The organism is Planktotalea sp., from assembly GCF_049680325.1.
Classification (GTDB): domain Bacteria; phylum Pseudomonadota; class Alphaproteobacteria; order Rhodobacterales; family Rhodobacteraceae; genus Planktotalea.
Window position 1 is genome coordinate 1 of the sequence record NZ_JBAUHO010000381.1, and the last position, 5932, is coordinate 5932.

The window sequence follows — 5932 nt, forward strand, 5'->3', positions numbered from 1 at the left end:
ATCTGATTATTCGCGGGGGCCACAACATTGATCCTGCCGAGATCGAAGAAGCGCTGCTCGGAAATAACTCGGTGGCCTTTGCAGGTGCGATCGGTCAACCCGATGCCCATGCCGGCGAAGTGCCTTGCGCCTACGTCGAGCTTGTCGCGGGTGCGTCTGTAAGCGACAAAGAGCTGCTGGAGTTCTGCAAAACCCACGTTCACGAACGTGCAGCGCAGCCCAAGCATATCACCATTTTGGACGAACTGCCCAAGACGGCGGTGGGCAAGGTGTTCAAGCCTGACCTGCGTAAAATGGCAATCACGCGCGTCTATGACGCCGCGCTCGCAGATGCCGGTCTGAAAGCAAGGGTCGCTTCAGTGACTGACGATAAAACGCGCGGCATGGTTGCGCAGCTGTCTGCTAGCGGTGAAGAGGACGCGGCGATCACAGCTGTGCTCGGCGGCTTTACACGCCCGTGGGAATGGGCGTCCGCATAATCGAAATGCAGTGGAATTTCCGACCCCAAGGGGTCGGGAGTTTATTTGGCAAAATGAAGTTGGCGCGTCAGTCTTTCGGGGCTGGCGCGCCGCCTTCAAAAGCATTTCCGTTCACGTAGTCACAAGGCTCTTCCTGCATTTGCAAGTGCAAGCCATCGCCCTCATAGGGGTGCGCGCGTGCGAGGGCCTCATCCACATCAATGCCAAGTCCGGGCGCTGTTGGCGGGGTGATGAAACCATCCTCGACGCGGATCGTCCCCTTTATCAGCGCGTCATGGAATGGCGTTTCAATCGTTTCTGCCATCAGAATATTCGGAATTGATGCGGCCAGATGGATATTCGCAGCCCATTCTACGGGGCCTGCATAAAGATGCGGTGCCATCTGCGCATTAAAGACCTCTGCAATCGCGGCGGTTTTCTTCATTTCCCAAATGCCGCCAGCGCGCCCTAGCGCGGGCTGTAGTATTTCAGCGGCGCTCGCTCGCAGCACGGCGGCGAATTCGCTCTTGGTCGTCATCCGCTCACCTGTTGCCACAGGAATGCGCACGTTGCGCGCAACGCGGGCCATATCCTCGATATGATCGGGCGGGGTGGGTTCTTCAAACCAGAGCGGTGAATAAGGCTCTAACGCTTGTCCCAAACGGATCGCGCCAGCCGTGTTGAACTGCCCGTGCGTGCCAAACAAAAGGTCCGCCTTATCGCCAACGGCTTCGCGGATGGCTTTGCAAAAGGCAACCGATTGGGTGATATCGCTCATCGCGGGCATATGACCGCCGCGCAGGGTGTAGGGGCCAGCGGGGTCGAATTTCACTGCCGTATAGCCGCGCGCCACGGCGTCTGCTGCGGATTCTGCAGCCATTTCCGGGCTGGTCCAGAAGGCACCGATATCATGATGGGGTAGCGGATAGAGGTAGGTATAGGCGCGGATGCGCTCGTTCATCTTGCCGCCAAGCAGCGCATAAACAGGACGCTCGCGCGCTTTGCCAAGAATGTCCCAGCAAGCGATCTCAAGACCTGAAAACGCCCCCATGACCGTCAGATCAGGGCGCTGTGTGAAGCCCGAAGAATAGACGCGCCGAAACATCAATTCGACGTTCTCGGGGTTTTCGCCCTGCATGTGTCGCTCGAACACGTCCTCGATCACCGGGCGCATTGCCTCGGGCCCAATGCTCGAAGCATAGCATTCGCCCCAGCCTGTGATGCCAGTATCTGTCGTGACCTTAACGAGGATCCAGTAGCGACCACCCCAACCGGGGGCAGGGGGCGCGGTGACGATGATTTCTAAGTCTTGCAGCTTCATGAGAACATAATCACATTGCGTTTCGCAGAGCCGGTTTTGGTATCGGCTATTGCTTCGTTGATCTGATCCAGCGACCAGCGGCCGGAGATAAGTTCGTCCAGTTTCAAACGTCCCTGACCATACATATCCACCATCCACGGGATATCCCGCTGGATCACCACATCTCCCATTTTCGAGCCCTTCATGCCCTGACCAACAGCCGCCAAGTTCACAGGCTCATAGGTTGCGATAGCGCCAGAATGGGGCATGCCGACCATGATAACCTGACCACCATAGGCCAGGTACAGAGGAGCTTGCTCGTACGCGGGTATCGCGCCGACTGTAACAATCACCGCATCCGCGCCGCGTCCGAGCGCCGCTTTCGCAGCCTGCCAGGGCTTGTCTGTTGTGGCCAGAACACCATCGGTTGCACCGAATTCCTTGGCAATCGCGAGCTTCTCTTCGCTCATATCAACCGCCACAATGCGCCGCGCACCGGCGATACGAGCGCCCTGGATCGCGTTCAGGCCAACACCGCCCGCACCGATTACCACAACGTCCTGGCCCGCGCGTAGCTTGGCCGCGTTGATGACGGCACCAACGCCTGTGATGACGCCGCAAGCCAAAAGCGCAGCTGCATCCTTGGGGATATCAGGCGAAATCTTCACGACCTGACGCTGATCGACGACAACCTTTTCGGCAAACGCACCGCAGGCCATCGCCTGATGCAGTTTACCGCCGTCTGCGGTTTTCAGGGGACCGTGATCGCCGTCATAAGGTGTTTCGCACAGGGTCGGCACACCGCCTGCACAGGACGAGCAATTCCCGCAGGCACGGATCAGCGTGACGACGACACTATCGCCCTCGCTTAACCCGACGACGCCTGTGCCAACGTTTGAAATGATCCCCGCAGCTTCATGCCCATAAACCGCAGGGAGCGAGCCGCCCCAACCGCCGTCAATGAAGGTGATGTCGGAATGGCAGATCGCCACTGCATCTAGCGTGACTTCGATCTCGCCCATCTCAGGCGCACGCAGTTGCACGTCGTCGATGGTTAAAGGGGCACCAAATTCATGGCAAACGGCGGCTTTGATTGACGGCATAATATCTCTCCCAAACTTGAAATGAAAGTTGACCATTCAGCGCGCGCTCACAAGTCGAAATCCGACATCTTGTGACGATTATGACGCGGCGGACGTCCTTTTTCGCATTTGGAAGATCAGAACCGAGATCGCCATAAGCACCGCCGCAATCAGGAAAGGTGCGCCGGGTAGATAAGCGGGGGCGTCGGGCGATGTGAAATAGGCAAAGCTGCGTGTCATGATAAGCGGGGCCAGAATAGCGGCAAGCGCACCCACAGAGGTAAGCACACCTTGCAATTCGCCCTGCGCATCGTTGCTGACACGGCGCGACATGATCCCTTGAAGCGCGGGCATGCCAACAGCGCCAAGCGCGCTGAGCGGGATCAGGACAAGCAACAGCGTGCCAGAGGTAACAAAGGCCACGACAACAAGCATGATCGCCTCAAGGCCGAGACCGATCACAACTGTGCGCCGATGCCCGAAACGGCTGATCGAGGGTTGGACCAGAAACCCCTGCACTAACCCGAAACACAGGCCGTAAACCGCCAGGGAGAGCCCGATCATACCGGGCGACCATTCAAAACGCTCTACCGTATAAAAGGCCCAGATTGCGGGATACACAAAACTGGCGATCTGAAAGAAAAAGAACACCGCAAGCAGCGCGCCAAGACCGGGGAAGGAACCGATAGATTTGAAGGCCCCGAACGGATTTGCTCGCTTCCACTGAAAGGCGCGTCGCGTCGCGTCCGTGACGCTTTCGCGCAGGATGTACCAACCGAACGCTGCATTGGCGAGCGCCAGCACCGCCGCCGCCCAAAACGGCGCACGCGTGCCAAATTCTGCCAATACGCCGCCGATAACAGGGCCAAGCACAAAGCCGATGCCGAAACCGGCACCGATGAGGCCAAAGTTGGCGGCCTTCTCGTCTGGTTTGGACACATCTGCAATGTAAGCGCCTGCTGTCGCATGGGTAGCTGCGGTAATGCCGCCGATGACCCGACCGATCAACAACAGCCAGATACTGCCCGCGACGGCCATCAACACATAGTCAAAGGCCATGATAATCAGGGAAATCACCAAGATCGGCTTGCGTCCGAAACGATCCGAAAGCGAGCCGATGACCGGCCCGAACAGGAATTGCATCGCCGCAAAAGTCGTCGCAAGGATGCCGCCCCAAATGGCAGCATCGCCCAAACCACCGCCGTCCACTTCGCGCAGCAAATCGGGCATAACTGGCATGATGAGCCCAATGCCCATGGCATCAATGGCAACGGTAGCGACGATAAAGAAGATGGGCAAACGAGAGGAATTCATGGGCGCGCCAAGTCTCCGGGTTCTGGGGCTTCGCGCATGAATTGCTCAGTTTAGCGGGCAGCGCAACAGCTCTTGCTAAAGGGCCATGCAAGTTGACGTAAGAAATTCTGCGGTTTCGGGTAGGCTTTGCTCGTACGAAATAGTCCGATGCTGGCTGGCTCGGTTGGCTTTGCTGGATTGTAATAGGTGCCAAACAGTTGATCCCAAAGGATCAATGCGCGCCCGAAGTTTTTGGTGCCTTCCTTTGGGGCCGTGGAATGATGCCAGCGATGCAACGCATTGGTGTTGAATACGGTGTTTAAGATTCCGAATTCGAAACGCACATTGCTGTGCTGGAGCAACAGGACCGGCATGCTTAATGCAGTGTAAGCCAGCAAGGCTTGGGGCGCGATCCCAAGCGCAAGTGGCGGCAAGAACGCCAGAATATGATTGAAGACATGGTTCAGCGGATGAAAACGAAAGTTGTTCAGCGTATAGAGCCGCTCGGTACTGTGATGCATTGCATGTAGCGCCCAAAGCCCCGGGTAGCGATGGTGTGCCCAATGGCTTAGCCATGAGCCGAATTCGATAACAAGCGTCGCTGCAATCACTTGAACCCACAGCGGGGCCGCCATCGCCTGTGTCATATCGGGCAAGAGCGCAAGAATGAGGAAGGGCGAGAGATATTTCAAACCGCTATCCAGCGCGCCAAAAACCAGTGCGAAGGCCGCGAGGTCGCCAGCGGTGTCGCCTTGTCCTTCATTCCAATCTTTGTGCAGCGGAAACAGCCGCTCAAGAACAAGCGAAAGCGCGATAAGTCCGAGCGCCGCGCCCGACAGGATCATATCCTGAGAAGGGTTTTCTACTGTCAGGGCGAAAAGCACGGCCATAGCCGCGATGAGGCCCAGCAGGAAGGCTTGGGATGCGATACTCTTTTTCATGGGGATAACCCTTCGGGTTCGGTGCTGGCTTCAGCCGAGCAGCAGAGCTGTGACACCAGCGCGGCAATTTGTGTAAGCGTGGCCAGATTGGGTTTGACGATGGTTCTTCGACCATCCGGGATGCGCAGAATGACCTGCCCCGTCTCCATCTCACGCAGGTGATGGGCCAGAGTCGAGGGCGGGATCTGGGTTCGTTTCGAAAGTTCGCCTGCGCTCAATCCTTGGCCTGCATGAGGCATCAAGGCCAGCAAGATATCAACGCGCGAAGCGTGCGAAAGGGCAGAGAAACTCTCTGCAATGGTGTGCGACGGAATCATTCCAATAAACTAGTTTGATAGTTTAATTAAGTCAATAACCCGAAATCACGCTTTATACGTCCAGCCAGGCTTCGGCGGCGCGTGCTTCATCCAGATGAAAGCTCTTGATCTCCAGATGCGGGATCAGCGCACCCTCTAGTTCGGCGGCGCTACGAATCCAGCCATGATCGGACAGCACGGCGCATCGTTCATACTTGCCCAACAGCTTGAACATTTTTGGCAACTCTAGAATTTCTGCCCCGATCGCGCCTAGCGTCGGCATTTCGAAATCGGCAATCGTATAGAGAATTCTTCCGTGCTTTACGTCCTGGGACAAGCGGAACAACTCTTCGAGCCCTGCAGTCATGATATTGGCATCAATACCGCCATTCAGGTCGATGTTGATGCGGTTCGGTTTCGGTTTGGTTACGGTAAACATTGCAAGCTCCTTTCAAGGGAACACCCTATCATAGCAGCATTCAAGCAGATCGTGGTTGAGATGAATCAATCAACTGCATGAGCCCAGCCGAGTTTATTCCTTTAATCAGTTTTGCTAAGCTTC

At 56.6% G+C, this 5932-nt stretch carries 7 protein-coding genes; 1 reads left to right on the plus strand and 6 read right to left on the minus strand.

Annotated features, from left to right (window positions below; all coding sequences use genetic code 11):
* The coding region (locus WBC85_RS16935; RefSeq protein ID WP_424440099.1) for an AMP-binding enzyme at positions 1-479 on the plus strand (479 nt) is incomplete at its 5' end.
* A gap of 67 nt (positions 480-546) precedes the next feature.
* Here WBC85_RS16935 and WBC85_RS16940 read toward each other — a convergent pair.
* The 6 genes from WBC85_RS16940 to WBC85_RS16965 form a co-directional block, all read right to left on the minus strand.
* The gene (locus WBC85_RS16940) at positions 547-1779 is read right to left on the minus strand and encodes a mandelate racemase/muconate lactonizing enzyme family protein (protein ID WP_424440102.1); all 1233 of its coding nucleotides are present in this window, start codon (positions 1777-1779) and stop codon (positions 547-549) included.
* The gene (locus WBC85_RS16945; RefSeq protein WP_424440105.1) at positions 1776-2861 is read right to left on the minus strand and encodes a Zn-dependent alcohol dehydrogenase; all 1086 of its coding nucleotides are present in this window, start codon (positions 2859-2861) and stop codon (positions 1776-1778) included. Before WBC85_RS16945 ends, WBC85_RS16940 begins: the two co-directional genes overlap by 4 nt.
* Before the next feature lie 78 nt (positions 2862-2939).
* A complete protein-coding gene (locus WBC85_RS16950; RefSeq protein ID WP_424440108.1) occupies positions 2940-4154 on the minus strand; it encodes a TCR/Tet family MFS transporter in 1215 nt (404 codons plus the stop codon).
* Positions 4155-4204: 50 nt separating this feature from the next.
* Entirely contained in the window at positions 4205-5074 is an 870-nt protein-coding gene (locus WBC85_RS16955) for a sterol desaturase family protein (protein ID WP_424440111.1), read from the minus strand.
* Positions 5071-5391 carry an ArsR/SmtB family transcription factor gene (locus WBC85_RS16960; protein ID WP_424440114.1) on the minus strand — a complete coding sequence of 107 codons (321 nt, stop codon included), beginning with the start codon at positions 5389-5391 and terminating at the stop codon, positions 5071-5073. The genes WBC85_RS16955 and WBC85_RS16960 overlap by 4 nt, the downstream gene beginning before the upstream one ends.
* Before the next feature lie 52 nt (positions 5392-5443).
* Complete coding sequence (locus WBC85_RS16965) at positions 5444-5809, minus strand: STAS/SEC14 domain-containing protein (RefSeq protein ID WP_424440117.1); 366 nt, start codon at positions 5807-5809, stop codon at positions 5444-5446.
* Positions 5810-5932: the final 123 nt, after the last annotated feature.

Excerpts from the sequence above, each read along its gene's own strand:
- WBC85_RS16940 (WP_424440102.1), bottom strand. The coding sequence starts at position 1,779 with ATGAAGCTGCAAGACTTAGAAATCATCGTCACCGCGCCCCCTGCCCCC.
- WBC85_RS16950 (WP_424440108.1), bottom strand. The coding sequence starts at position 4,154 with ATGAATTCCTCTCGTTTGCCCATCTTCTTTATCGTCGCTACCGTTGCC.
- WBC85_RS16955 (WP_424440111.1), bottom strand. The coding sequence starts at position 5,074 with ATGAAAAAGAGTATCGCATCCCAAGCCTTCCTGCTGGGCCTCATCGCG.
- WBC85_RS16965 (WP_424440117.1), bottom strand. The coding sequence starts at position 5,809 with ATGTTTACCGTAACCAAACCGAAACCGAACCGCATCAACATCGACCTG.
- WBC85_RS16960 (WP_424440114.1), bottom strand. The coding sequence starts at position 5,391 with ATGATTCCGTCGCACACCATTGCAGAGAGTTTCTCTGCCCTTTCGCAC.
- WBC85_RS16945 (WP_424440105.1), bottom strand. The coding sequence starts at position 2,861 with ATGCCGTCAATCAAAGCCGCCGTTTGCCATGAATTTGGTGCCCCTTTA.